We start from the raw sequence: 23,639 nt of genomic DNA, 5'->3' as shown, positions 1-23,639 counted from the left end.
CCGACCTCACGTGGTATAAAAATACCGCATGCAGAGGGGGAGGCTGTCGTGATCGAGCTCAAGTCCGCCGAGGAGATCGGCCAGATGGCGGTGACCGGCCAGTTCGTCGGCGAGCTGCTCGCCGAGCTGAGTGGTGTCGCCGCGGTCGGCGTCAACCTGATGGACCTCGAACACCACGCCCGCCGCCGGATCAAGGAACGGGGCGCGGAATCCTGCTACTGGGACTACGCCCCTTCGTTCGGCCGGGGCCCGTTCCGCAACGTGCTGTGCCTGTCGGTCAACGACGCGGTGCTGCACGGCCTGCCGCACGACTATGTCCTGCGGGACGGTGACCTGCTCAGCATCGACATGGCGGCCTGCATCGACGGCTGGGTCGCCGACTCCGCGCTCTCCGTCGTCGTCGGCACCCCCGACCCGGCCGACCTGAGGCTGATCGAGGCCACCGAGGTCGCACTGGAGGCCGGCATCAGCGCCGCCCAGCCCGGCGGCCGCCTCGGCGACATCTCCGCCGCGATCGGCGAGGTCGCCCACTCCTACGGCTACGGCGTCAACGCCGAGTTCGGCGGCCACGGCATCGGCCGCACCATGCACGAGGCCCCGCACGTCGCCAACAACGGCCGCCCCCGCCGAGGCCTGAGACTCGGCCCCGGCCTCACCATCGCCATCGAGCCCTGGTTCTGCCGCTCCACCGACAAAATCAGGTTCGACAACGACGGCTGGACGATCCGCTCCGCCGACGGCTCCCGCACCGCCCACTCCGAACACACGGTCGCCATCACGGCTTTCGGCCCCCAGGTCCTGACCCGCCGTCCCACTGACGGCGCCTCCTCGGCCGACCCCACCAGGAAGCCCGCCGCATCCTCCTGACCCGCTGCCCGCCTCGGGGCGTGAGGGGCCTGCCGCAGCTTCCTGAGTAAGTCCCCGCCGCACGCCGGAGCCCACCGCTCAAGCAGCGTCCGCTTCCCTGCAAAGCCCTGGCCGGCCCCGTGTCCGGCCAGGGCTCCGCAGTCGTCCGCCGAGGGACGTCGCCGGTCAGGTGATCCGGCGCTGAACCCGCCAGAGGCCGAAGAGCGTCAGCAGCCCGGCGAGGAGGAGGTAGAGCCCCGACTCCAGAGCCTGGAACCGCCAGTAGCGGTGGTACGGCTGGTAGGTGATCGCCACGTGCAGGTTCAGGTCGCCGAGGCAGCGTGCGGCCGCGCCGAACCTGCCGGTGGCCGGCACCGCCGGGTCGTTCGGGGCGGAGAGGCAGTCGTCGAACGTCCGGCTGTCCAGGGTGCGGCCGTCGCTGGTACGCAGGTCGCTGACGTCGGTCACCCAGGCGTCCGGGACGGTGAGGCCCTTGACGCTGGCGCCGTTGGTGATGCTGCCCAGGCCGCGCGCCTCGTTGATCGCGTCCTCGGTCATCGCCTTGTCGGTGGTGACCGGCGGCATCAGGTGCGGCCGGACGAGGTTCGGCTCGGCGAACTGGATCACGAGGATGGCCAGCATCGTCATCGCCATCGCCGGCAGCGTACGCCGGGTGAGCAGCCCGACGACGGCGCCGCAGACGACGGCGAACGCCGCGTACGCGACGGGTGCGATGTTGCGCGCGCCGAACACGATGGTGCTGAACCGGGCGTCGGCCACCGCGTCGACCGGGCTGGCCGCCCACGTGAGCAGCAGGCTGGCCAGGCCGGCCGCCACCATGCTGCCGACGCCGACGACGAGCAGCTTGACGAGCAGCCAGCGGCGGCGGGTCACGCTCTGGTTCCAGACCAGCCGGTGGGTGCCGGCCTCCAGTTCGCGGGCGATCAGCGGCGCGCCCCAGAACATGCCGAGGACGGCGGGGACGAGCCCGAGCAGCCCGGCCAGGAAGAGCAGCAGGTTCTCGTAGTCGGTGGCGAACTGGGCCAGCGCCTGGGTGCAGTCGCCCTGCGGCCGGCACTGGGCGAGGTAGCCGTCGCGCGCCGCCCGGATGTCCAGACCGAGGTACAGGAGGTAGGCGGTGAGCAGGGCGAGGGCGACGATGCCCGCGAGTGCCTGGGCGCGGAACTGCCGCACGCTCATCCAGATCATCGGAACGTCTCCCCGGCGCTGGTCGGGACGCAGCCGGCGGGCGTGCCGGCGGCGCGGCGCAGGTACGCGAGGACGAGTTCCGCCAGCCCGACGGGCTCGACCGTCCAGGCCGCCTCGGGCAGCAGCCGCGGCGCACGGACCACCGCCCGGCTGTGTCCGTCGGTGTGCTCCATCCCGATCACCTCGACGTCGGGAGGCAGCTGATCCAGCACCCCCCGCGGCGCGATCAGCCGGTGGTGACCGGCCAGCAGCTCGGCCACGTCACCGGCGATCTGGACCCGCGAGGCGCACAGCACGATCAGGTGGTCGCAGACCAGTTCCACATCGCCGAGCAGGTGGGAGGAGAGGATCGCGCTGGCCGTCAGCTCGGCGACGGACTCCATCAGGTTCTGCAGGAAGACGTTGCGAGCCAGCGGGTCGAGCGCGGCCGCGGGCTCGTCGAAGATGAGCAGCTCGGGCCGCTTCGCCGCGGCGATGGTCAGAGCGAGCTGGGCGCGTTGCCCGCCGGAGAGGCCGGCCGCCTTCTGCCCCGGGTCCAGCCCGGCCTGGACTATCCGTCGGTCGGCGAGGCCCTGGTCCCAGCCGGGGTTGAGCCGGGCGCCCATCCGCAGGTGCTCGGCGACCGTGAAGGTCCCGTAGACCGGGGTGTCCTGGGCGACGAATCCCACCTTGGCCAGGTGTGTCGCGTCGGCTGCGGGCGGTGCGCCGAGGACCCGCAGGGTGCCCGAGGTCGGAGCGATGAGCCCGCACGCCAGTTGCAGCAGTGTGGACTTGCCGGCGCCGTTCGGGCCGACCAGGCCGATCACCCGCCCCCTCGGGATGGTGAGGGTGCAGTCCGTCAACGCGGTGTGGCGACCGTACCGTTTGGTGAGGCCCTCGGCTTGCAGGACCGGTCCGGAGTCGTGTGGCATGGCCACATCCTGCGCGGCAGGCCGCGGCGGATCATCGGTCTGCGGCACGGTTCGCGGCCGGCCCGACCGTACTTTTGACTGGTTCGCCCGGCCCACGGTTTTCCTAGCCTGGCAGGCATGAACGAGTCGAGTCGATCAACGAGCATCCTGTTCACCGTCGGCCTCGGTGTGGTGCTCGTCCTGGGTCTGGCCTGCACCGCGTACCTGATCTCGGACAGCTGGGGCGCCGGGTACGCCGTCGTCAACGGCGTGGTCGGGACGCTCGTCTCGCTGCTGGCCCTGATGCGTGGCGCGGACCGGTTCCGCACGGCGGTCGCCGGCGTGACGGTCGCCGCCCTCGCGGTCGTCGTCTCCCGCGTCGCCGAGCTGCCGCAGGAGCCGGGCCCGGTCACCGGGCTGGCGCTGGCGGTGCTGGTCGGCTCCGCCGTCCGGACCCTGCCGGCTCGGACGGCCGCCGCCATCGGCGCCGGCGGTCTGCTGGTCGTCGTCGGCAGTTGGCTCTCCGCCCGGGACAACCAGGGCGGGTTCACGGCGGTGACCCTGCTGGACGCGCTGGGCTGGCTCGCCGCCGTGACGGCCGGGCTGACCCTGCGCGCCGCCAGCGCGCGGCAGCGTCCCGCCACCGTCCCGGCGCCCTCGCCGTGGTCGCGGCCCACCCGGGCCCGGTGATCGTGTCCCGCCTGCAGCACGTCCCGCCGCCGGCCGGCACCGGCCGGCGGGACGGCACGGTCCGGACGGGCCGGTTCCGTAGTCTCGGCGGGGTGACGGGGGAGCGGCTCGCCGGCGCCGCCGCCGAGGTGGCGCTCGGCGGCGCCTTCCTGGCGGCGATCCTCGTCGAGGCCGTCGCGATCGCGCAGAGCTGGGGCGCGCGGTACTGGCTGTTCGGCGGGGTCGCCGCCGCGGTGGTGTGCCTGCTCGCCCTCGCCCGCCGGTGGCATCGGGGCTGGTTCGCCGCCGCCGGGCTCACCATCACCGCGCTGACCGTGCTGGTCGCCCGGCTGGCCGACCTGCCGGCCGAGCCGGGTCCGGCGATGGCGCTCGCGCTGGCGGTGCTGGTCGGTGCGGCGGTGCGCGCCCTCGCTCCCGTGCCGGCGGCGACCACGGCCGCCGCCGGACTCGGGATCGTGGTGGCCAGCCAGGTCGCCGCCCGCCCGTCCCCGGGCATCGCGGCCGTCGCGAGCCTTGCCGGGCTGGCCTGGCTGGCCGCCGTCGCGGTCGGGCTCTCCCTGCGCCTGGTCGACGCCCGCAACCACGCCACCGCCGAGGAGGTACGCCGGGACGAGCGGCTGGAACTGGCTCGCGAACTGCACGACGTCGTCACCCACCACATCACCGGTATCGTCCTGCAGGCCCAGGCGGCCCAACTGGTCGCCGGCAGGCATCCCGAGAAGCTGCCCAGCACCCTCGCCGGCATCGAGTCGGCCGGCTCCGACGCGCTCGCCGCGATGCGCCGGGTGGTCGGCCTGCTCCGCGACACCGCCGACGCGGCGCCCGCCTCGCTCGGGCCCGAGCGGCTCGACATCCTCGTCGACCGGTTCACCCGCCAGGGACCACCAGTGCGGTTGCGGATGCCTGAGCGGACGGGAGACTGGCCGCCCGAGGTGACCAGCACCGTCTACCGGATCGTGCAGGAGGCGCTGACGAACGTGTCCCGGCACGCCCCGCACGCCCGGTCGGTCACCGTCACGGTGGGCCAGGACGACGAGGGCATCACGGTCGAGGTGGCGGACGACTCCCCGTCCGCGCCCGCCCGGCACGGGCACCGCGGTGGGTACGGTCTGATCGGCATGCGGGAACGCGTCCAGAGCCTCGGCGGCGAGCTGCGGATCGGGCCCCGCGCCGGCGGCGGCTGGTCCGTGCTCGCCACCCTCCCCCTGCCCACCGGGACGGCACGATGACGATCCGCGTGCTGCTCGCCGACGACCAGGCCATGATCCGCGGCGGCCTGCGGCTCATCCTGGAGAACCAGCCCGACATCACCGTGGTCGCCGAGGCCGCCGACGGTGTCGAGGCGATCGCCCAGGCCCGCCGGCTGCGCCCGGACGTGTGCCTGGTGGACATCCGGATGCCCCGGCTCGACGGCATCGAGGTGACCCGGGCGCTGGCCGGACCCCAGGTTTCCCACCCGATGCGGGTCGTCGTGGTCACCACGTTCGACCTCGACGAGTACGTCTACGGGGCGCTGCGCTACGGCGCCGTCGGCTTCATCCTCAAGGACGCCGGACCGGCGCTGCTGGTCGAGGCGGTCCGCGCCGCCCACCAGGGCGACGCGCTCGTGTCCCCGGCGGTGACCCTGCGGCTGCTCAGGCACGTCACATCAGATGTCCGGCCGGCCACCGGCAAGCCCGCCACGCTGACCGACCGGGAGCTCGAGGTGGTCCGGGAGATCGCCAGGGGACGCACCAACCGCGAGATCGCCGCCGAGCTCTTCATCTCGCTGAGCACGGTCAAGAGCCACGTCTCCGGGATCCAGACGAAGCTGGACGCCCGCAACCGGGTCGAGATCGCCGCGTGGGCGTGGGAGAACCGCATCGTGGAGAGCACCTGAGGGACAGGACCGCGGGCTCCGCGGCGACGTGACGTGACCGGCCCCGGATCTGCGACAGCCCCTCGCCAGCCGGGAACGCGGGTCTTCGGTCAGCGTCCGAGCCGGCAGTGCGGGACCAGTCCGGACGGCGGCCGGGAGGACGGGCCGGAGCCGACCAGGGCCACATCGAGAAACGCGCCGACCCCCACCTGGGCCGCGAGGGCCAGGTGGGTGATCAACAGCAGCCGACGCGCCGTCTCCTCCGGATCACCGGGCGTCGGCGCCGGTCGTCCATGCTGGCGTCGGGAGAGGAAGGCGAGCAGGCCCGGGTCCGCCCGTGCCCACGGCGCGAGCCCGGCTCCGGGCGGCACCGGGAGCGGCCAGTGGACGGACCCGGGCGGGCCGAGTTCCTCGGCCAGCAGTTCGGCGGTGTGGTCGAGGACCTGGTCCGCCCACGGTCGGGGCAGGCGTCGCAGGCGGCTCACCGCCGCCTCGAAACCCGCCCGATCCGCCGTGCCGGCCGCGCGGACCCCGTCCACCACGGCGCTCCACAGTGCCCGCTCGGTCGGCGTGCTCGGTGGATACGACATGCTGTCTCCTCTCCGCCTTCAGGGCCTTTCGCCGACGCCCCGGGTAGATGGCCGGCACGGGCCCCGTAGGAGGGCGAAGGCTCGTGCCGGCCGTGGTGACCACCCAAGTCACCGTCTTCCCGCTCGCGGGCGTCCGGACGGATCGTGTCCGTGTCCAGTCGGGCCCGCGGCGGCGTCCTACCCGCCGGGCAACCGTCCGCCGCCGTCGTTCGGCGCGTCGCCCCCGGTGTCGGCACCCCCCGGACCTCTGGTGGGGGAGGCTCGACAACGTGAGTCAATGATACGAAAAAATTAACTGAATGTTACGTTTTCGCATGAATGCGGCGTACGTGTCGCCTGGTCATCGCATGGCGGCCGCCTCCTGCTGCCGCACGTCCGCCGCGGTGACGTCGCCCGGGTGCTCTCCGGCCCACTGCGCGCGCCCGGGCACCCTCGTGGGACGTACCCAGGGCAGCAGACGGGGCCGACGCCGAGCGCTGACGTCCTCGATCCAGCCCAGGGCCAGCACCACACCGGCGAGGATCACCAGCGCCACCGCCAGGTAGCCCAGCTGGCCCCGCTGCCACAGGCCCAGGCCGTCGCCGATGGCGAAGCAGACCGCGATGGCGGCGTTGTGCCAGAGGTAGATGGTCAGGGCCCGGCTGTTCAACGCCGTGACCAACACATCGAGCGGCCGGATCCGGGTCAGCCAGCCCATCGAGGGCGTGACCCGGAGCAGGACCAGCACGAAGGCCAGCGACCAGAACGCCTGGGCGACGGGGATGTCGTTGAGGTCCAGGCCCTGGCCGGGGTGGGTGGCGAGCCAGCCGAGCGCGAACCCCAGGCACCCGGCTGCGACGGCCAGCAGCGCCGACAGCGGAAGCCGCCGCAGCCGGCCGTCGCGGTGCGCGAAACCCACCAACCAGCACGCGCCGAACGTGGTCAGGTCGGTCAGCGCCGACCCCACCGGCCCGCCGGGTGACGGGTCAGCGGTCTGCAGCACCACCACGGCGGCCAGCGGGACGAGTACGGACCCGACCGGCCACCGCCGGTACACCGCGAGCAGCACGGGGGAGAGCAGCACCAGCCACAGGTACGCCACGAGGTACCACAGCACCCCCGTCACGTCCGCCGCCCACTCGTTGCCCGGGGGCTGCACCAGTGGAACCAGCCAGCTCAACAGCGCCGGCCAGGCCGGCCGGTCGGACCAGCCGTGCCAGAGCATCACCGGCACCAGCACGAGCCCCATCGCCCACAGGGCCGGCAGCAGGCGACGCAGGCGGCCGATGACCGCCCGGTTCGGCGACCGGTCGAGCGAGGCAGCCATCAGCGAACCACCCAGCGCGAACATCACCCCCATGGCGGGGAAGACGAAGCTCAACCAGGCGGCGCCGAACATGTGGTACACGACGACGCGGCCCAGCGCCACGGCCCGCAGCGTGTCGAACCAGCGGTCCCGGACCGGGTGTCTTCCGGTGCCACCGTCCGTCGGCGCGGGTGCATGGTGGCCCACGACGTCGCCGGCGCGCTTGACCTTGCGCCAACCCAGGCGGGAGCCGGTCACCGCCGTCACCACGGACCGGGCCAGGACCAGGTACATCAGCTGGCGGTAGGCGAACTGCTGAATCGGCAGGGTGAGCAGCGGGCGCAGCGGTTCCCCGTCGAGCCGGAAGGCCACCGCCGCGGTGAGGGCCTGCACGACCAGCATCGCTACCCACGCCACGGCCGTCGTCTTCGTGTCCATGAAGAAGAGCCCGTACAGGGCGAGCAGGTCGAGCACCGGACCGAGCAGGGGCAGCACCACGCCGAAGAGGGCGAGCATGGGCAGGCCGAAGCGGCCGAAGCGGCCCGAGGTGCCGCGGTCGAACACCGCGCCCCGGTGCTTCCACATCGCCTGCAGGGTGCCGTAGCTCCACCGGCAGCGCTGTCGCCACAGGTCGCCCAACGACGCGGGCGCCTCCGTCCAGGCGCGGGCGCGGTCCTGGTACACCACCCGCCAACCGGCACGGAGGACCGCCATGGTGACGTCGGTGTCCTCGGCCAGCGTGTCGCCGCTCATCCCGCCGACACCCGTCAGGGCGCGCCGGCGGAAGGCGGCGATCGCCCCCGGCACCGTCGGTATGCAGCCGAGCGTCTCGTAGAACCGGCGGTCCAGGCTGAAGCCGATGACGTACTCGATGTGCTGCCACTGGCCGAGCAGCCCGTGCCGGTTGCTGACCTTCACGTTGCCGGCCACCGCGCCGATCCGTGGATCGGTGAACGGTTCGACGAGCCTGCGGATCGCGTCCGGCTCGAAGACGGTGTCCGCGTCGACGGTCACGATGATGTCGTGCGAGGCGTACAGGAGACCGGTGTTGAGGGCGCTCGCCTTGCCTCCGTTGGGCTTGCGGATGACCCGCACGGTGTCGAGGCCGAGCGCGTCGACGAGGTCGGCCGTGCCATCGGTCGAACCGTCGTCGACCACGATCACCTCGATGCCCGGGTGGTCGTTGGCGGCCAAAGAACGAACCGTGGCAACGATGCCGGCCCGTTCGTTGTGGGCGGGCACGATCACCGACACCGGTGCGGTGGTGACCCCCCAGGGCCAGCGGTGCATCCGCCGTCGCCGCGCAAGTTTGCGGGCGAGCAGGACCAGCAGCAGCGTCCGGGCCAGCATGAGCGCCCCGACCACCACGAAGAGGACGGCCAGACCGCGCAGGATCGCATCGGCCAGCACGATCGCCCAGCGGATCGGGGCCGCCTGCCAGCGGTCCACGGTCGACGCCGGGACGTTGCCGACGAAGGCTTCCGCCCCCGGCCGCGCCCGGTTCATCCCGTCGCTCACCGTGGTGAAGGTGTAGCCCCTTGCCTGCATCAGGGGAATGAACCTGTCCAGTGCGGCGATGGTCTGCGACCGGTCGCCGCCGGCGTCGTGCAGCAGCACCACGGCACCCGCACCCTCGGCCGGCGTCATGTTCCGCACGATCGCGTCCACGCCGGGGCGGGCCCAGTCCCGGCTGTCGACGTCGTTCACCACGGTCAGGTAGCCGAGTCGGGCGGCCGCCCGGATGACCGGCCAGTTGGCGTCGTCGACAGCGCTGGGCAGCGACGAGTAGGGAAAGCGCAGGAGGCTGGTGCGTACGCCGGCAGCGTCCACGATCGCCATCTGGGTCTGTGCGTACTCCATCCGCTGCCGCCAGCTCGGCAGCACGCTCACGTCCGGATGGGTGAACGTGTGCACACCGAGCTCGTGCCCCTCCGCGACGGTCCGCCGGGCCAGGTCCCGGTGCCGGGCCGACTGCGAACCGATCACGAAGAAGGTGGCCCTGGCCCGGTGCCGCCGCAGGACGTCGAGCACCTTGGGGGTCCAGGTGGGATCCGGCCCGTCGTCGAAGGTGAGTGCGATGGTCTTCGCGGGCATCCGGTAGGACCGGGCCTGCTCGCCGCGCACGTCGAGGACCGGGCCGCCGCTCAGGATGTCCGGCGGAACGATGAGCTGGTCTTCGGACTCGCCCACGTGGTCGGGTCTGAATCCCGCGTTCGCGTACGCCTCGACCAGGAGCACACACACGACCACCGTCAGCAGGGACGCGCAGACGAACCGGCCGGTCCACCGACCGGCGCGGCCGGACCGGCGTCGCCCGGGTGGGCCACCGGCGAGAGGGCGACTCAGAACGGTCACCTGATCGCCTCCGGGCCGGCAACGGCCAGGGCCGGCGAGGCCGTGACCGGTGCCGGTTCGCTGCTTCTGGGGGTCGACGGCGTTGCCTCCCGGCCGGGAACGGGCAGGGCCGGCGAGGCCGTGACCGGTGCCGGTTCGCTGCTGTCGGCGGTCGGAGGCGCGTCGAGTTCAGGCCCGTCGAGTGCGGGGTCGCGCGGCTGGGGCGGCAGGTCCGGCTGGTGGGGCTCCCGCTCCTGACGGGCGGGGCGCGGTGGCCGGTCCACCTTGTCCGAAGGCCCCTCGGTCCGCTGTGGGTATGCGGCGTCGAGTGGCGATGGCCTGCTGGCCGGCGGGCGTCCGCTGCGATCGACCGGAACGCCGCCGACGGTGAGCGGCTCGGGTTGTGCCGGCGCCGGCGGACCGGGCAGCAGGCCGCTCGCGGCCATCGGCAGGTACGTCAGCGACGCGAGGGCGACCAGGAATCCCGCCCATCCGATCCGTCGGCGGCGGGTTCCGGTGACGTCGACGAATACCGGTGGAAGCGGTCCGGAGGGGAGGGTCGGCGAAGCGACCTGCGGGCGACGGGGGAGTTCATCGAAAGGGATGCGAAAGGGCACCGGTCGAGGCTACGAGTCCGGCTACGACGGATATGTCCTGATTGAGCAATCAAGCGGTTCGTGGATGTACCACTATCTGCACATTCGAATTTCGGGGCATAGTTACACCAAACAGGACGTCAAGACCTTGAGCGACTGAACAGGGCACCAAGGTGGAATGAGCCATGACTCTGAGTGACGGAACAGGACCTGAGTGCCGCCGCTCGTGGGCGGCGGTACCTCACAGCAGGGGTTGCATGCCGCCCCAGCTCACACCGAGCCGGATCCTGGCGGCGAAGCTCGTGCCCTGACCGCGGTAGAGGTACAGGTAGCTCGTGGACTTCTCGATGGCGAGCAGATCCGGATAGCCGTCGCGGTTGAAGTCACCGACGCCGACGAGGTCACGCATGCTGTTCCATGCGGTGCCGAGCTGCAGCTTCGTACCGAGTCCGCCTGCCCGCCCCGGGTAGAGGAAGAGGTTGCCGGTCGACTTCTGCCGGGCGATGAGGTCCTGGTGGCCGTCGCGGTTGAAGTCGCCGACTCCGGTGAGTTCGTCCATCGTGTTCCAGCCGGTTCCGAGATTCGTTCGTGGACCGAACGACGTGCCGCGGCCCGGGTACAGGTACAGGTATCCGGTGGAGGTCTGCACGGCGAGCACGTCCCGGTGGCCGTCCCGGTTGACGTCGTTGGCGGGGGTGATCTCGCGCATCGAGTTCCAACCGGTACCGAGGCGGATCCGACTGCCCCACCCCGACGGCGTGTGCGGATACAACCACAGGTAGCCGGTCGCCTTGTCGCGGGCGATGACGTCGCCGTGCCCGTCCCCGGTGAAGTCCGTCCGGATGATGACATCCATGCCGTTCCATCCCGTGCTGACGGTCGTGCGGATGCCGAGGGACGTCCCGTTGCCGGGGTAGAGATACAGGTTGCCCGTGGCGGGCTGGCGGCTCAGCAGGTCGGACCAGCCGTTGCCGGTGAAGTCCCCGAAGGGACTCGCCGGGATGGGAGCGACGTCAAGGTAATCGTTGTCGATGTTGATCGTCACCCCGCCCCACGTCTCGTTGTGGTCGCCTCGGTACTGCTTCATCCGGCGCTGCGGAGACCAGTACGAGCTGGGGATCGCCGGGTCGGACACGGTGGCGACTCCGTCCCAGCGGGCGAAGTCCAGGTAGTCGGGGCGGACGTAGCCGGCGGTGTGGTAGGCCGCGACCTGGTCGGCGACCCCGGAGGCCATGCTGCTGTAGAAGCCGGAGAGGTAGCCGAGGTCGTGCAGTCGCGCCGTCCAGGCGCTCATGAACGCGAGCACCGCGGAGCGGCAGGCCGGATCGTCGGTCCGGTACGCCTCCATGTCGAAGACGAGTACGCTCTCCGGCGCCAGGCCCAGCGCCTTCGCCTGTGCGACCGCGTCGTCCGCCTGTGCGCGTCCCTGCGCCGCCGCGTTCGCCGCGTCGATGAGATAGCGCTTGGTGGACGTCGTGCACGGCGCCTGCAACCCGAGATAGATCGGCACGAGATGCCAGCCCGCCGCCTGCTGCGCGGCGACCCACGAGGCGGTCAGGTTGGGCTGGGTGCACGCGCGGTTGACACCGCCGAAGTAGATGACGATCGCCCGGTAGGGCGAGGCGGCCAGCCACGCCTGCATGGTCTCGGTCGACGGGGCGGTGCAGGCGTCGAAGCCCAGTCCGGTGAACGTGCCGGGCGACGGGCCCGTCACCGCGGCCGCTGTCGGGTTGACGGCGGTGGCCGGGGCGGCGATGGTGCGGTCGGAGGCCGGCGCCGCTCCGGCGAACGCCAGCAGGGTGACGACGCTGACCAGGAGGGCGCCGCTCAGGCGGCGCGCATGTCGAGGGAGATACCTGCTGTCCATGCCGGCCTCGATTCCGGTCCAATGACCAACCGAGTGGTCCTATCCCTCAGCGGACCAGGTCAGACACCGTTTCACCAGGGCTGAACGGACTGATTCGGCGGCTGCCTGGAGGCGTTCCGAGGTCGATGACCGGCTCATGCCCCGACGGCAGAGCTCTTGGGTCTGCTCGAACTCCCCGACCTGAGGACGCCCGGCTACTGCCGTTGCTGTTGGTTGCCGTGGGGAGGCGTGCCGGCGTGATATGACTGCTTCGGCCTGGTACAAATCCGGCAGAACGGGCGGGCCTATGACGACCGGTAGGGCACGCGGGCTGTTGCGCGGGCGGGGAGATCCCCGGGCCACGTACCTGGAACTGTTCTTCGATCTGGCCTTTGTCTTCGCGCTCGCACAGCTTTCGTACGCGCTGGTTCAGAATCTCGCGTGGAGCGGCGCCTTCCAGACGTTGGTGCTGTTGCTGGCCGTCTGGTGGGTGTGGTTCACCACGGCCTGGACAACCGAGTTGTTCGACCCGCAGCGGCCGGAGGTCCAGGTCCTGGCCATCGGGATCATGATCGGCGCCCTCGTGATGGCGGTCGCGCTGCCCGAGGTGTTCAGCGAGCGGGGCTGATCTTCGCGGGCGCGTACGTTGCCATCCACATCGGCCGCGAAATCTTCCTGGTGATCGCTCTACGGCCCGCGCGGTGTTGTGGACCCTGGCCGTGGTCCTGGACTACGCCGCATACGCGCTGCGGCACCCCACGCCGGGGATCGGCCGCACGCCCACCGCACTGCTACCGAGCGTGGCCGAGCATCAGGCCGAACGATATCGGCAGTTCTTCATCATCGCGCTCGGCGAGGTGGTCCTGGTGATCGGACTGACGCTCCGCGGCACCGGTTTCGCGGCCAACCGCACCGCGGCCCTCATCGTGTCGATCACGATCACCGTGCTGCTGTGGCGGATCTACATCTACCGCGCCGGGGAGTTGCTGTCCGCAGCCATCGCAGCGGCCCCTGACCCTGCCCGCCTCGCCCGCTCCGTGTCATTCACCCACCTGGCCATGGTGGCCGGCGTCGTGTTCACCGCCGTCGGCGCGGAACTCTTCATCACTCGTCCACTCGGGCACAGCCAGCCGGCCTGGCTCGCCGTGATGCTCGGCGGACCCGCGCTGTTCCTCGCCGGGCGGGCTGCTTTCGAATACACGGTCTTCACCCGCGTGTCCCGTAACCGGCTGATCGGGCTGCTCGCGTTGGCCGCCCTGACACCGGCGATGGTGCACGTGCCGCCGCTGCTGGGCGGCGTCGCCGCCACCGCCGTACTCGCTGGCGTCGCCATCTCCGACGCGGCCCGCGCCAGAGGACACCCACCTGGGGCGCCGTTGCCGCCACGCGTACGAGCACGACCGGCGACGGCCCGGTGTATCTCATTCAGTGACGTGGCGGCGACGCGGCGGTCAACGAGGAGTGGTCGGCCCCGCCGCTCCCGTCGCGTCCCGGAGGCCCGGTGGTCGCAAGGTCCCGGTGGCGGATCGCCGGTTACCGTTGCCGGTGTGCGGGCGGAGGCGGACGAGACGATCGACTTCTCGGTGCTCGGCTCGCTCAGAGTCGTCCGCGCCGGCGCCGAACTGCGTCTGGGCGCCCGCCAGCAGCGCCTGGTGCTCGCGTTGCTGCTGGCCCGGGCCGGCTCACCGGTCTCCCTGGCCGAGCTGGTCGACCTGCTCTGGGACGAGGAGGCCCCGGCCAGCGCCGCGAACGTCGTGCACCGGCACGTCGGGGTGCTTCGGCGGCTGCTCGAGCCCGGCCTGCCCACCAGGTCGGCGGGCCGGCACATCCTCCGGGAGCTCTCGGGCTATCGGCTGCGCGCCGCCGAGGACTCCCTCGACCTGCTGAAGTTCCGGTCGCTGAGCCGGCTGGCGGGCCGGAGCCTGCAGGACGGCGACCCGGAGTCGGCGCTGCGGCATTCCCTCGACGGGCTGCGGCTGTGGCGCGGCCGGTGCGCCGCGGGCCTGGAACCGGCCTCCCGCCTGCATCCCGCGTTCCTCGCGGTGGAGGCCGAACGCGCCCAGGCCGTGCGCGAGGCGGCCGACGCCGCCGAGCGCTGCGGCCGGCTGAGCGCGGTGCTGGCGCCGTTGCGGCAGGCCGCCGAGCAGCACCCGCTCGACGAGTCGCTGCAGGCCCGGTTCCTGCTGGCGCTCGCCGCCGACGGCCGCCAGGCGGAAGCCGTCGAGACATACCGGGTGGTGCGCCGCCGGCTCGCCGAGGACCTGGGCATCGATCCTGGCGAGGAGCTGCGGGAGGCGTACGACCGGCTGCTGCACCAGCGCACCCGGCCGGCGCGTACCGGGTCGCCGTCGCCCCTTCCCCGGCCCGCGCAGCTGCCGCCGGACCTGCCCTTCTTCAGCGGCCGGGACGACCTCCTCGCCGAGGCCCGCGCGGCGGTCGCGCGCCCGGGCGGGCCGGCGGTGCTCGCGATCGACGGCATGCCCGGGATCGGCAAGACCGCCCTCGCCGTCCACCTCGCCCACGGGTTCGCCGCGGCCTACCCGGACGGGCAGCTCTATGTCGATCTGCGCGGATACGACGGGCGCGAGCCGGCGATGAGCCCGGCCGAGGCGCTACGCGGCTTCCTCGGCTCGCTCGGGGTGCCCCAGGAGGGCATTCCCGCCGAGCTGCACGCCCAGGCGGGCCTGTACCGCAGCCGCCTTGCCGGCCGGCGCCTGCTGATCGTGCTCGACAACTGCCGGGACGCCGAGCAGATCCGGCACCTGCTGCCGGGCAGCCCCGGCTGTCTGGTGATCGTCACCAGCCGCAGCCGGCTCAGCACGCTGCTGACCACGGCCGGCGCCCACCCGTTGCCGGTCGGCCTGCCGAGCGTCGACGAGGCCCGCGCGGCGCTCCTGGGGCCGCTCGGCGCCGGCCGCGTCGCGGCGGACCCGGCCGCGATCGACGCCATCATCGCCAGCTGCGGGCGGCTGCCGCTCGCGCTGGCCGTGGTGGCCGCCCGTGCGGCGAGCCTGCCGCGGACGCCGACGGCGCAGATCGCCGCCGAGCTGGCCCGAGCGCCCGGGAGCCTGGACGGCTTTGACGGCGAGGACCCGCAGACCGGCCTGCGGGCCATCTTCTCCTGGTCCTACCGGGCACTCTCCGCCCCGGCCGCCCGACTCTTCCGGCTGCTGCCGATTCACCCCGGCCCCGACATCTCGATCGCCGGGGCGGCGGGCCTGGCCGGCGTCCCGCTGCGGAGCGCGCGGGCACTGCTCGGTGAGCTGAGCCGCGCGCACCTGATCCGCGAGGACCCGCCAGGCCGCTACCGCACCCACGACCTGCTGCTGGCCTACGCCACGGAGCTCGGCGAGGAGAACGACAGCCCGGCCGAGCGTGCGGCCGCGGAGCTGCGCTGCCTGCAGTTCTACCGGGCCAGCGGCTATCAGGCGCACCGACGGCTGTTGGCCTCCGAGTACCACCCGATGATCGAGCCGGGGCCGGGCGAGACCACGCTGCGCTTCGCCGGCCACGGCGACGCCATGCGCTGGTTCACTGCCGAGCGGCAGGTCCTGATAGCGCTGGTCGGCCGGGCCGCCCGGCAGGGCCGGCACACCGAGGCCTGGCAGCTCGCCCTGGGCATGCAGCACTTCTTCGAACGCAGCGGCCGGTGGGCCGACTGGACGACGACCGGCGAGGTGGCACTCGAGGCCGCCCGAACGGGCGGCGACCTCGTCGGGCAGGCCCGGATGCACCGCAGCCTGGCCGGGGCGGCCTACTTCCGGCACGAGCACGAGAGCGCGGTCGGGCATCTCGATGAGGCGGTCGAGCTGCTCGCCCGGCTCGGCCTGTACGACGAGATGACCCGGGCCGGGATCAATCGGGCGATGATTCTGAGCGCCCAGGGGCGACACGAGGAGGTCGTCCGGGCGCTTTCCGCGGCGCTGGGGCCATGGGCGGCCGGAGACGACAAGCTGCTCGCGGACGTCCTGGTGATCATGGCCGCGAGCTACGCCGAACTGGGCCGGGCGGAAGAGGCCCTGCGCTGCGCCGAGCGGGCGATGGCGCTGTCGCGCGGAGCGCAGTACAGGCTGGGCATCGCCGAGGCGTGGGAGGTGCTCGGCCAGGTGCATTCCGTCCGCCGGGAGCCCGGCAAGGCGGTCGACTGCTGGCGCGAGGCGGCGGTCGCCTACCAGGAGGCCTCGGCGTCGGCGCCGGCCGCGGAGGTCCTGGCGCTGCTCGGCGACGCCCTCGCCGCCGCCGGCGACCAGGACGCCGCGGTGCGGACGTGGCAGGAGGCGCTGGCCCTGATCCCGTACGCGCAGACCCGGACCGGTCGGCGGCTGGCCGGCCTGCTCGCGGCGGTCACGTCGCGTCCCTGACCGACAGCGATCGGCGACGGCACTCGATCCGCACTTACGCGTCAGTTTATTCGCATCCGTCGTCCCTAGGCTCGTGCCTCATTCACCGTTGCTCCTGCCTGTGGGGGAAACATGGTGCTCCGGGCACTCGACGAATCACCCGTCGGCCGGGCTGAGCGGATGACGGCGCTGCATGCGGACCACGCCCGTGCCGTGCTGCGTCTCCTGCTCGTGCTGACCCACGGCCAGCGGCAGGCCGCCGAGGATCTGTTCCAGGAGACGATGCTGCGGACCTGGCGGCACCTCGACTCGGTGCCGGGCGAGCCCGATGCCGCCCGCCGGTGGCTCTGCACGGTCGCCCGGCGGCTCGTCATCGACGGCGTCCGGCTGCGGCGCGGCCGCCCTGCCGAGGTCCATCTCGTCGACATGACCTGGATTCCCGCTGGTGACGACACCACCGGCAGCGCGCTGGCGTCGTACGCCATCCGGCACGCGCTCCGCCGGCTGAGCCCGGCGCAGCGCAGTCTGCTCTCCGAGGTCTACCTGGTCGGGCGGTCGCCGGAAGAGGTCGCGGGCCGGCTGGGGGTGCCGATCGGCACGGTGAAGTCCCGGACCCACTATGCGCTGCGCGCCCTGCGCACCGGTCTCAGGGCGGCCTGAGCAGGGACGACTCCGCCGGCAGGTGGTCCGACCCGCTGAGTCGAAGCTCACATTGCCGCAGCGCGCTCGTCGGGCGGAGCGGGCCCTGCCATGCTATGGCGACCGTGGCAACCAGCCCTGTATGGATCGCATCGAGATGACCAGCCCGCTCTCCTTCGCAGTTCTCGGCCCGGTGCGGGCCTGGCGCGGCCAGTCCGAGATCGACCTGGGCACCCGGCAGCAGCGGCTGATCCTGGCGCTGCTGCTCGCCCGAGCCGGCGGCGCGGTCAGCGTCGCCGAACTCGTCGACCTGCTCTGGGAGTCCGACCCCCCACCCAGTGCGGTCAACGTGGTGCACCGGCACATCGGGATGCTCCGGCGGCGCTTCGAGCCGGGCCTGCCGACGCGGGCAGCGGGTTCGGTGCTGATCCGCGACGGCGCCGAATACCGGCTGTGGATCGATGGGGAATCGCTCGACCTGCGGCGATTTCGGCGCCTGGTCGCCCAGGCCGCTGGCAGCTCCGGCGAGCCGGCCGTCGAGCTCTACCGCGAGGCGCTGGCGCTGTGGCGGGACCGGTGCGCCGCGGGCCTGCAGACCGGCGGCCGGGCCCATCCGGAGTTCGTCGCTGTCGACGGCGAGCGATTCGCGGCCGTCCGCGCGGCGACCGACGCCGCCTTGCGGGCCGGCTGCGTCCACGCGGTGCTGCCCGCGATCCGGCTGGCCGCCGAATACGAGCCGCTGGACGAGGCACTGCAGGCGCGGCTGCTGCTCGCGCTCGCCGCGGACGGCCGGCGGGCCGAGGCCCTCGCGGCCTATGCCGACATCGAGCACCGGCTCGCCGACGAACTCGGCATTCAGCCGGGCGCCGACCTGCGCGCGGCCCGGGACAGCCTGCTCGACCACGACGCCCCGGCCGACGGCTCCCGGTGGCGCGGCGTCGGACCGGCCTTCATTCGGTCCGCGGCGCCGCCCAGCGGCGCGGAGGCCGAATTGTGGCCGCCAGCCGAGCTGGAGTTGTCGCAGCCGACCCGGGCCGAGCCGCCGGCGCAGTTGCCGGCCGACCACCCCCACTTCACCGGCCGGCGCGACGTCCTGGCCGCCGCGGAGGAGCTGCTGGCCGGAGACCGGCGGACCAGCGCGCTGGTCATCGACGGAATGCCCGGCGTCGGGAAGACCACCCTCGCGGTGCACCTGGCCCACCAGTTGGCCGCCCACTACCCCGACGGGCAGTTGCACGCGGACCTGCGCGGGTTCGACTCCGGCGACTCCGTGATGGCACCGGCGGAGGCGCTGCGCGGCTTCCTGTGGTCCCTCGGGGTCGCACCCGCCGCCATCCCGGCCGAGCTGCACGCCCAGGCCGGCCTGTACCGCAGCATCCTGGCCGAGCGTCGGATGCTGATCCTGCTCGACAACTGCCGGGACTGGGACCAGATCCGGCACCTGCTGCCCGGCACCGGCGGCAGTCTCGTCATCGCCACCAGCCGCCGCCGGATCACCGGCGTGGCCGGTCAGGCGGGCGCCCACCCGCTGCACCTCGACCTGCTCACCCACGCCGAGGCCCGCGAGCTGCTCACCCACCGGCTCGGCGACGCGGCGGCCGCCGCCCCGGCCGCCGTCGACGAGATCATCGCGCGGTGCGGCCGGCTGCCGCTGGCCCTGGCGCTGGTAGCCACCCGCAGCGTCGGCCGACCTGGGCTCAGCCTGCCCGCGATCGCTGGCGAGCTGGCCGAGGCCGACGGCCGGCTGGCCGGCTTCGGGGACACCCACGCCGACCTGGAGGCCATCTTCTCCTGGTCCTACCGTGCCCTGACTCCCGAGGCGGCCCGGCTCTTCCGGCTGCTGCCCCTGCACCCGGCCGGGGAGCTGAGCGCGGAAGCGGCGGCCGCCCTGGGCGGCCTGTCCCTGCGCTGCGCCCGCGGCCTGCTCGCCGAGCTCGGGTCGCAGCTGCTGGTCCAGCCCGGCAACGGCCGGTGGCGGATGCACGATCTGCTGCGCGCCTATGCCGTGGAGCTCGGGGAGGAGCACGACGACGCGGCCGAGCGGGACGCCGCCGTCGAGCGGGTCTACGACTATTACCAGCTCAGTGCGTACGCGGCGCATCTGCCGCTGCAACCGCAGGTGCCGCTGCCGGAGCCGGAGCCGTCCGAGCGCGGAGTCACCGGGCGCGGCTTCACCGGCCGGGCGGACGCGATGGCCTGGTTCGCCGCCGAGCAGCGGGTGCTGACCGCCATCGTCGCGGGGGCCGAGGAGCGCGGCCGGCCCCGCACGGCCTGGCAGATCGCGTTGGCCCTGCAGAACTTCTTCCAGGACACCGCCCAGTTCCGGCAGTGGGCGGCAACGATGAGCACCGGCCTCGCCGCGACCGGGGACGACCCCGCCGCCCAGGCCCTGCTGCACCGCAGCCTCGCCGGCGCCTGCTACTTCCTGGCCGATCTGGACCACGGGCTGTCGCATCTGCAGCACGCCCGGGCGCTCTTCGAGCGGCTCGGCCGGCGCAACGAGCAGGGCCACGCGGAGAACAACATCGCCGAGATCCGGCTGGACCAGCGGCGCTACCACGAGGCGATCCGGCATGCGGAGGCCGCGCGGGCGCTCTTCCGCGACGAGGGCAACGTGCGGGGCGCCACCAACGCCCTGCTGGTGATCGCCCGGGCACAGGGCTGGCTCGGCCGGCACGCCGAGGCGCTGGGCATGTTCGTCGAGGCGCGCCGGCAGTTCGAGGCCCTCGGCGACCTGTACGGGATGGGCACCACCCAGGCCTGGCTGGCGCACACGTACTCGATGATCGACGACGTGCCGCACGCGATGGCGACCTGGCAGCAGGCGATCGACATCTTCCGTGACGCCCGGGCCACCCACCACACCGCGGAGGTGCTGGTCGCCATCGGCGACTTCCACTCGGCAGACGGCGACCCCGCCCTGGCCGGGCAGGCGTGGAGCGAGGCCCTGGCCGAGCTCGACGGGACGGACTCGCCGATGGCCCGTCGGATCCGCGACCGGCTGCTCTGGCACCGGTGACCCGGACGCGGCGCCGTTCGGGCGCCGCGTCCGGGGCCATTCTCAGTACCGGTAGGCGCGGATGACGGTCTGCTTGACCGTGTTACCGCTGCTGTCCGTCGCAGCGGCCCGCAGCGAGACGAAGCCCGTGCCGGCCGGGTTGCGCACCGAGGCGACGGCCTTCTCGCCGGACCGCCGCACGGTCAGCGGCTGCCAGGTCTTGCCGTCGTCGAAGGACGCCTCGACGGTCAGCGCCGTGGTCTGGCCCGGCGCCGCCCCGACCTGACGGTCGAGCGAGACCGGGATCGCGAACATCCGTCCGGCCGGCGCCCGGTTGTCGATGTCGAGCTCCGGGGTGTACCGGATCGCCGTCATCGGCAGCTTCACCAGTTCGCCGTCGCCCACGTGCCCGGACTTGAAGGTCCACTCCGCGTCGACCACCGTCGACAGGGTGAACGCCGGGTCGCTGCGGAACGTCGCCGCCAGCCGGTAGTCACCCGTCTCCGCCGGCACGTTCCACACCCAGGGCGTCTGGTTCGCGTCGCCGACCTTGACCCCGTTGCGGTAGAGGTTGACCTCCACGCTGCCGCCGCGCACATGCCGGAAGCCCATGTGCCCGGTGCCGTCGCCGTGCAGCGGCCCCGGCCCGCCGATCAGGTCGCCCCAGTAGCGGGTGGCGAACTGCTGGCCGAAGTTCGGCTCCGGGAAGACCGGCCCGGCCACCGCGTTGGCCCACTTCACCGTGTAGGTGCGCCCGGGCCGGAAGCTGGTCCACGGCGACTCGTAGTACGTGTACCTCAGCTGGGCCGAGGTCGACTTCCACACCGCCTGCTTGTCCTGGTTGTAGTACTCGGTGATGGTGCTCGGCGCGTCGTACGTGAAGCTCGGCGGGATGTTGCGCTCGTCGCGGTAGATCGGCGAGTTGCCGGGCGCGTGCGCGACCGCGGTCCGCGCAACCGGTACGCCGGCCACGTCCGCGCTGATCTGGGAGCGAACCGTGGCGAAGTCGCCCGCGCGCAGCTTGCGGGTCAGCCCGGTCATCATCTTCTTCGGCTCGTACAGGTAGACCCGGTAGGCGTACGGGCTGTTGTGCAGGGTGAACTCCGGGGTCACCTGGCCCCACATGCCGTTGACGTAGGAGACGAAGCCGGGCGTCTCGCCGGCCCCGATCTGCGCGGTCCGCAGGTGGTCGAAGGGGATGTTCATCAGCACGCCGTACAGGTCGTTGCTGCCCCAGATCTGCGGCTCCTCGGTCCGGATCGTCCAACCGAACTCCTGGTGGACCGCGGTGGCCTTCGAATTCGGCACCGACACCGCGATGGGCTTCGCCAGGCGGGCGTCCATGGTGAGCGCCTGGTCCGTGGTCAGGTCGAGGCTCGGGCGGACCAGCGTGGTGACGTCGTCGTCGCTCACCAGGTAGGTCTGGACCAGGTAGCGGCCCGCGCGGACCCGGTACCCGGTGGTCGCGGGGTCGGCGAGCACCTGGATGGACTGCCGGTCCAGGTCGGTCAGGACGGTCACCCAGCCCTGCTCGGGCCTGGGCGCTCCGCCGTCCGGCCCGACCAGTTTGAGGGCCAGCTCGTGGCGGGCGACGTCGAGCGCGACCGGGGTCTGCACCTGCGCGCCGCCACCGGTGGCGGTCACCTCACCGCCGAAGTAGTGGTCGGGCAGGTCGGCGCCGGCCTGCACGGTGACGGTCACGGTGGCCGTACCGCCGGCCGGGACCGTCACCGAGGAGGCGCTGAGGCCGAACAGTCCGGCCGGCGCCGGGGCGCCGTCGGCGCCCTTGGCGTCGAGGGAGACGGCCAGGGTGAGGGCGGAGGAGCCGCTGTTCGCGTACGTGATCGTGTGCTGCTGCGCAGCGGTGGTCCGCTCGAAGGCGACGCTGACCGGGCTCGCCGTGACGGTCTGCTGAATGGCCCGGGCGACGTCGAGGAAGCCGGCGCCCTGCTCGTAGACACCGATGCCGGCGTTCGGCTGCGCGGCCGCCATCAGCGTGGACTTGATCCGCTCAGGCGTCCAGTCCGGGTGCTGCTGGGCCAGGATCGCCGCCGCGCCGGCCACGTGCGGTGCCGCCATCGAGGTGCCGTTGAGGCTGGCGTACTGCGGGTTCTCGTCGTTCGGCCACAGGTCGGAGGTCGAGCTCCGAGCGGCGACGATGCCGACGCCGGGAGCGGTGATGTCCGGCTTGATGCCGGCGTCGCCCGCGCGCGGCCCCCGGCTCGAGAACTCGGCCAGCTCGCCCGTCTTGGTCACGGCGCCCACGGTCAGCGCCTCGGTGACACCGCCGGGCGAGCTCACCGTGGACTCCCCGGCCTCGCCGCTGTTGCCCGCGGAGACGACGAAGAGCACCCCGTAGCGGGAGGTGAGGTCGGTCAGGGCCGCCTCGATCGGGTCGATCTCCGGGCCGTCCTGGCCGCCGAGGCTCATGTTGGCGACCTTGACGCCCTGCTCCGCCACCCAGGTCATGCCGGCCAGGATCGCCGACTCGGGGCAGCCCTCCGCCATGCACACCTTGGCGCTGTAGAGGGTCGCGCCGGGCGCCATGCCCTGGTAGCGGCCCTGCGACGCGGCCGCGGTGCCGGCGATGGTGGAGGCGACGTGGGTGCCGTGGCCGACCCGGTCGAGAGCGTCCGGGTCGGGGCTGAAGTTCTCCGCGGCGGCGACGCGGCCGGCCAGGTCGGGGTGGGTCTGGTCGACGCCCGTGTCGATCACACCGACCTTCACCCCCGCGCCCGTCCAGCCGGCCTGCCACGCCTTCGGTGCGCCGGTCAGCGGGACGCTGACGTCGAGGGTCGGCTGGCGCAGCCCGTCGAGCCAGATCTTGTCGAACCCGGCCCGGAGCTGCCGCTCCGCGCCACTCCCGGCGGACGTGACGTTGTTCCAGAAGGACACCGCGTCCGCGCGGTTCTCCGCGACAGCGCTCGCCCCGGAGAGCTGTCGGATGGTCCGGGCGCCGGCGAGGCCGGCGGCGGCGCCGCTGCCGTGCTGGACGATGAGCGGCAGGGTGGCCCGGGTGTCGTCGTAGCCGAACTCGACGAGCTTCGAGATGTCGAAGAGCCGCGTGTCGAGCTTGCCCCGGTTGAGCAGGCCGACGGCGTCCGCGGGGATGACCCGCACGTCCTTGCCGGCGCTGTGGGTGAGGAACGGGATTTTTTCCCGTCCCTTGCCCGGCACCACGTCGACGGTCGTCTGTCCGTTCACGGTGCCGAGATGGACGGTGTCGCCGGTGAGCAGAGTGACCGTCCGGGGCTTGGCCGCGACCTTGGGTGTGGTCGCCGGCTGCGCGGCCGTGGGCTGCGCCGATGCCGGCGCACCCCCCGGAGCCACCGCCGAGACGCCGAGCACCAGCAGTGCCAGCGCCGATATCTTGCGAACTGAACGCATCATTCTCCCTGGATGAACGCGAGAGGTATCCGGGTGCTCCGGACGTGACCTGCGGGTGAAAGTTCATCCGGTGTGACCTGGGTCACTGCTGTGCCCGCACCACGGGCATCCTGATTCGCGCACGCGGCACC

The 23,639-nt window shown here is 72.7% G+C and carries 15 protein-coding genes; 8 read left to right on the top strand and 7 right to left on the bottom strand.

Features of this window, described 5'->3' with window-relative positions; all coding sequences use genetic code 11:
• Positions 1-48: 48 nt before the first annotated feature.
• A complete protein-coding gene (map, locus tag V6U89_RS24290) occupies positions 49-867 on the top strand; it encodes a type I methionyl aminopeptidase (RefSeq protein WP_334573797.1) in 819 nt (272 codons plus the stop codon).
• Positions 868-1,032: 165 nt separating this feature from the next.
• Here the strand turns inward: map and V6U89_RS24285 are convergent, their stop codons facing one another.
• Positions 1,033-2,055 carry an ABC transporter permease subunit gene (locus tag V6U89_RS24285; RefSeq protein WP_334573795.1) on the bottom strand — a complete coding sequence of 341 codons (1,023 nt, stop codon included), beginning with the start codon at positions 2,053-2,055 and terminating at the stop codon, positions 1,033-1,035.
• A complete protein-coding gene (locus tag V6U89_RS24280; RefSeq protein WP_334573792.1) occupies positions 2,052-2,966 on the bottom strand; it encodes an ABC transporter ATP-binding protein in 915 nt (304 codons plus the stop codon). Before V6U89_RS24280 ends, V6U89_RS24285 begins: the two co-directional genes overlap by 4 nt.
• 117 nt (positions 2,967-3,083) lie before the next feature.
• On the opposite strand from V6U89_RS24280, the gene V6U89_RS24275 reads away from it, so the two are divergent.
• Genes V6U89_RS24275 through V6U89_RS24265 form a run of 3 tightly spaced genes read left to right on the top strand, consistent with a single transcriptional unit; the run spans position 3,084 to position 5,514 of the window.
• Positions 3,084-3,635 (top strand): hypothetical protein, encoded by a 552-nt coding sequence (locus V6U89_RS24275; RefSeq protein ID WP_334573787.1) that lies wholly within the window; start codon positions 3,084-3,086, stop codon positions 3,633-3,635.
• On the top strand, positions 3,632-4,864 hold the full coding sequence (locus V6U89_RS24270; RefSeq protein WP_334573784.1) for an ATP-binding protein: 1,233 nt from the start codon (positions 3,632-3,634) through the stop codon (positions 4,862-4,864). The genes V6U89_RS24275 and V6U89_RS24270 overlap by 4 nt, the downstream gene beginning before the upstream one ends.
• Positions 4,861-5,514, top strand: coding sequence for a response regulator transcription factor (locus V6U89_RS24265; protein ID WP_334573782.1), 654 nt, complete (start codon positions 4,861-4,863; stop codon positions 5,512-5,514). The genes V6U89_RS24270 and V6U89_RS24265 overlap by 4 nt, the downstream gene beginning before the upstream one ends.
• A gap of 89 nt (positions 5,515-5,603) precedes the next feature.
• On the opposite strand, the gene V6U89_RS24260 is transcribed toward V6U89_RS24265, so the two are convergent.
• The 4 genes from V6U89_RS24260 to V6U89_RS24245 all read right to left on the bottom strand — a co-directional run bounded on the left by V6U89_RS24260 (position 5,604) and on the right by V6U89_RS24245 (position 12,165).
• Positions 5,604-6,083: a hypothetical protein gene (locus V6U89_RS24260; RefSeq protein ID WP_334573780.1), complete on the bottom strand. Its 480-nt coding sequence runs from the start codon at positions 6,081-6,083 to the stop codon at positions 5,604-5,606.
• A gap of 340 nt (positions 6,084-6,423) precedes the next feature.
• Entirely contained in the window at positions 6,424-9,558 is a 3,135-nt protein-coding gene (locus tag V6U89_RS24255) for a glycosyltransferase (protein WP_334573777.1), read from the bottom strand.
• 161 nt (positions 9,559-9,719) lie between these two features.
• Positions 9,720-10,319 (bottom strand): hypothetical protein, encoded by a 600-nt coding sequence (locus V6U89_RS24250; RefSeq protein WP_334573775.1) that lies wholly within the window; start codon positions 10,317-10,319, stop codon positions 9,720-9,722.
• Between the two features lie 220 nt (positions 10,320-10,539).
• On the bottom strand, positions 10,540-12,165 hold the full coding sequence (locus V6U89_RS24245) for a glycoside hydrolase domain-containing protein (RefSeq protein WP_334573771.1): 1,626 nt from the start codon (positions 12,163-12,165) through the stop codon (positions 10,540-10,542).
• A 286-nt stretch (positions 12,166-12,451) separates the two neighbouring features.
• Between V6U89_RS24245 and V6U89_RS24240 the strand changes: the two genes are divergently transcribed.
• The 4 genes from V6U89_RS24240 to V6U89_RS24225 all read left to right on the top strand — a co-directional run bounded on the left by V6U89_RS24240 (position 12,452) and on the right by V6U89_RS24225 (position 20,142).
• Positions 12,452-12,772 (top strand): low temperature requirement protein A, encoded by a 321-nt coding sequence (locus V6U89_RS24240; RefSeq protein ID WP_334573768.1) that lies wholly within the window; start codon positions 12,452-12,454, stop codon positions 12,770-12,772.
• Between the two features lie 73 nt (positions 12,773-12,845).
• On the top strand, positions 12,846-16,505 hold the full coding sequence (locus tag V6U89_RS24235; RefSeq protein WP_334573766.1) for a low temperature requirement protein A: 3,660 nt from the start codon (positions 12,846-12,848) through the stop codon (positions 16,503-16,505).
• 159 nt (positions 16,506-16,664) lie between these two features.
• Positions 16,665-17,144 carry a sigma-70 family RNA polymerase sigma factor gene (locus tag V6U89_RS24230; RefSeq protein ID WP_334573764.1) on the top strand — a complete coding sequence of 160 codons (480 nt, stop codon included), beginning with the start codon at positions 16,665-16,667 and terminating at the stop codon, positions 17,142-17,144.
• A gap of 121 nt (positions 17,145-17,265) precedes the next feature.
• The gene (locus V6U89_RS24225) at positions 17,266-20,142 is read left to right on the top strand and encodes an AfsR/SARP family transcriptional regulator (protein ID WP_334573762.1); all 2,877 of its coding nucleotides are present in this window, start codon (positions 17,266-17,268) and stop codon (positions 20,140-20,142) included.
• Positions 20,143-20,184: 42 nt separating this feature from the next.
• Here V6U89_RS24225 and V6U89_RS24220 read toward each other — a convergent pair whose 3' ends face one another.
• A complete protein-coding gene (locus V6U89_RS24220) occupies positions 20,185-23,508 on the bottom strand; it encodes a S8 family serine peptidase (RefSeq protein ID WP_334573761.1) in 3,324 nt (1,107 codons plus the stop codon).
• Positions 23,509-23,639 lie beyond the last annotated feature (131 nt).

It is taken from the genome of Micromonospora sp. CPCC 206171, assembly GCF_036906755.1.
GTDB classification, from domain to species: Bacteria; Actinomycetota; Actinomycetes; order Mycobacteriales; family Micromonosporaceae; genus Micromonospora; species Micromonospora purpureochromogenes.
Note: the sequence above shows the minus strand (reverse complement) of the source record. Positions and strands in the feature narration are given on the sequence as shown.

What these genes read in the sequence shown, in the direction of transcription:
- V6U89_RS24285 (WP_334573795.1), bottom strand. Translation starts at nt 2,055, where the DNA reads ATGATCTGGATGAGCGTGCGGCAGTTCCGCGCCCAGGCACTCGCGGGC.
- V6U89_RS24280 (WP_334573792.1), bottom strand. Translation starts at nt 2,966, where the DNA reads ATGCCACACGACTCCGGACCGGTCCTGCAAGCCGAGGGCCTCACCAAA.
- V6U89_RS24275 (WP_334573787.1), top strand. Translation starts at nt 3,084, where the DNA reads ATGAACGAGTCGAGTCGATCAACGAGCATCCTGTTCACCGTCGGCCTC.
- V6U89_RS24265 (WP_334573782.1), top strand. Translation starts at nt 4,861, where the DNA reads ATGACGATCCGCGTGCTGCTCGCCGACGACCAGGCCATGATCCGCGGC.
- V6U89_RS24260 (WP_334573780.1), bottom strand. Translation starts at nt 6,083, where the DNA reads ATGTCGTATCCACCGAGCACGCCGACCGAGCGGGCACTGTGGAGCGCC.
- V6U89_RS24245 (WP_334573771.1), bottom strand. Translation starts at nt 12,165, where the DNA reads ATGGACAGCAGGTATCTCCCTCGACATGCGCGCCGCCTGAGCGGCGCC.
- V6U89_RS24240 (WP_334573768.1), top strand. Translation starts at nt 12,452, where the DNA reads ATGACGACCGGTAGGGCACGCGGGCTGTTGCGCGGGCGGGGAGATCCC.
- V6U89_RS24230 (WP_334573764.1), top strand. Translation starts at nt 16,665, where the DNA reads ATGACGGCGCTGCATGCGGACCACGCCCGTGCCGTGCTGCGTCTCCTG.
- V6U89_RS24225 (WP_334573762.1), top strand. Translation starts at nt 17,266, where the DNA reads ATGGATCGCATCGAGATGACCAGCCCGCTCTCCTTCGCAGTTCTCGGC.
- V6U89_RS24220 (WP_334573761.1), bottom strand. Translation starts at nt 23,508, where the DNA reads ATGCGTTCAGTTCGCAAGATATCGGCGCTGGCACTGCTGGTGCTCGGC.